Here is a 1,896-nt window from a genome sequence, read left to right as displayed (position 1 = left end):
GGCGTCAGCTCGGCGCAGCCTGAAGGCCGACGTTGACAGCCAATCTGAGACTGGTTCGCATTCGTCTGACACCACCCAGGTCCGGAGTGCCGGCACCGTCAGTTGGCCGATACGGAACACGCTGAACAGGATGGCCGCGAATGCGACCATCCACTAACATTAATCTTGGATCCGCAATCGGGGGCCGGCCAGCAGGTCCTGAGCCAGGGGCCGCGTCGTCGGCTGAAAGCGCCCACTCACTCCCGACGCCAATCTGGGCGATCCTCGATGATTGACTCGGTCCCCGGGGCGCGCGAGCATTCCTGCCCTGTGGCGCGCGCGATGCGCGCGCCGTCTTCACAAGGAGGGACGGATATGCCGGAGGACATCAGCAAGGCAAAGGCCGAGGCAGCGAAAGCTGCTAAGCTCGCAGCAGCGCTTTCGGCGGCGCTCAATACGAATGCAGCCAAGCTCAAGAAGGCGGAGTCGTCCGCGACCAAGGCCAAGTCCGAACTTTCGAAGGAAGCAGACGACTGAGCGACAACCGAGCGTCAAGCTATCAGTGCGCGGAGCAAACGATGGGTAGGAAGATCGAGAAGTTCATCAAGGATGTCGAGACGAAGGCGAGCAAATGCCATGAGACCAGCAAGCGACTGGAGGGTGTCTGCAAGGCTTGGGAAATTTACCAGAGTCAGTGGGACAAGTACGAGCCCGAGATGGTCAAGCTCGCGAACTGGGAGGACCATCCCTACGCCAAGAAACGGATCGCGGTTTGGGAGCGGGGCAAGAACCTCGCCGCGCAGCTCCGCAAAGAAGCATACACGATGAACGACGCCGTATCCGACTTCAATCTCTATATAGCCAAGAGAGAGAAGAGCAAGAATCCTTTCAGAAGCAAGAAATCATTACCTGCAGCGCGAGAAATGATTGTGAATTACTCGGATGTCGCCGAGAACTACGTGAAGCTCGCGATTCAAGGCGGTCATATATTCCACTAGAGGGCGGAGGGCACGGCGAGGCGCGGTCACTCAGGGCGCCAGCGCCTCGCCGGGGCGGCTGCGGTCCATGGTCCGCGCGATCAGCGCCACCGGCAGAAGCCCCACCACCACGATCGCCAGCGCCGCCGGCCCCGCCTGGTCGAGCTGTTCGAGCGATGCGGCGCCATAGACAGTGGTCGCCAGCGTCTCGAAGTTGAAGGGGCGCAGGATCAGTGTCGCCGGCAGCTCCTTCACGCCATCGACGAAAATCAAGTTAAGCATATCGATCGACAAAGCGTCTCATAAAAAATTACCGGCGACTGGAACCCATTGTTCGGTTTGGCGTTCTCACTTCGCAGAGTTGCGCCACACACTACGCAGACGCAGACGCAGGGTTACGCCACAACCAAGACCATAAACGCCGCCGCTGGGTATTAGCGGCGGCGTTTATCTTTTGGCCGTACCCGCGCCAAGGCGTTGGGAATTGAGCGAGCACTGGCCAGCGTTATTGCGCCGTGAAGGATTATGTGAGCACGTAAGCGCGGCTACCCTCGTAGGAGGTTGAGGGCAGCCGCAGAACGCTAAACGAGCAGAACACGCCACCTGCGGAGCAAGCATCATGGTGGCATGTTCATTCCACTGATTGCGCATGTCGAATGGTGGGCCGCCATGCGGCCTCTTTGTGGCGCGCTGCGCGGCGTGCTACCTGCTGGCCATGCACTCCACCATTCTTCTCCTTCTGGCATTGCTGCCGGGCCTTGCCCTGGCCGCCGAGTTGCGGGGCATTGCGCGCGTGATCGATGGCGACACGCTCGCGCTCGGCGATGTTCGTATCCGGCTTCACGCTCTCCACGCCCCGGAATGGCAATGTCAAAGGAACTTGGCTTGAGGCGGAATAGCCGCCTCCCTACCCTCGTGGCATGAGCAAACCCAACCCCTT

General features: G+C 60.3%; 3 protein-coding genes and 1 pseudogene. 2 read left to right on the top strand and 2 right to left on the bottom strand.

The genetic code is table 11. The annotated features are described in order from the left end of the window. Positions 1-354: 354 nt before the first annotated feature. Both M1105_RS20490 and M1105_RS20485 read left to right on the top strand, forming a co-directional pair. On the top strand, positions 355-516 hold the full coding sequence (locus M1105_RS20490; protein WP_249582228.1) for a hypothetical protein: 162 nt from the start codon (positions 355-357) through the stop codon (positions 514-516). Positions 517-557: 41 nt separating this feature from the next. Then, the gene (locus tag M1105_RS20485; RefSeq protein WP_249582227.1) at positions 558-977 is read left to right on the top strand and encodes a hypothetical protein; all 420 of its coding nucleotides are present in this window, start codon (positions 558-560) and stop codon (positions 975-977) included. A gap of 30 nt (positions 978-1,007) precedes the next feature. On the opposite strand, the pseudogene M1105_RS20480 reads toward M1105_RS20485, so the two are convergent. Both M1105_RS20480 and M1105_RS20475 read right to left on the bottom strand, forming a co-directional pair. Further along, positions 1,008-1,235: pseudogene (locus M1105_RS20480) on the bottom strand (iron ABC transporter permease); the annotation flags it as partial. A 352-nt stretch (positions 1,236-1,587) separates the two neighbouring features. Further along, positions 1,588-1,800, bottom strand: a complete 213-nt coding sequence (locus M1105_RS20475; RefSeq protein ID WP_249582226.1) for a hypothetical protein — start codon at positions 1,798-1,800, stop codon at positions 1,588-1,590. Between the last annotated feature and the right edge of the window lie 96 nt (positions 1,801-1,896).

Source organism: Thermohalobaculum sediminis, from assembly GCF_023487995.1.
GTDB classification, from domain to species: domain Bacteria; phylum Pseudomonadota; class Alphaproteobacteria; order Rhodobacterales; family Rhodobacteraceae; genus Thermohalobaculum; species Thermohalobaculum sediminis.
The sequence above is the reverse complement of the archived record's forward strand: the minus strand, read 5'-3'. Positions and strand labels throughout refer to the sequence as shown.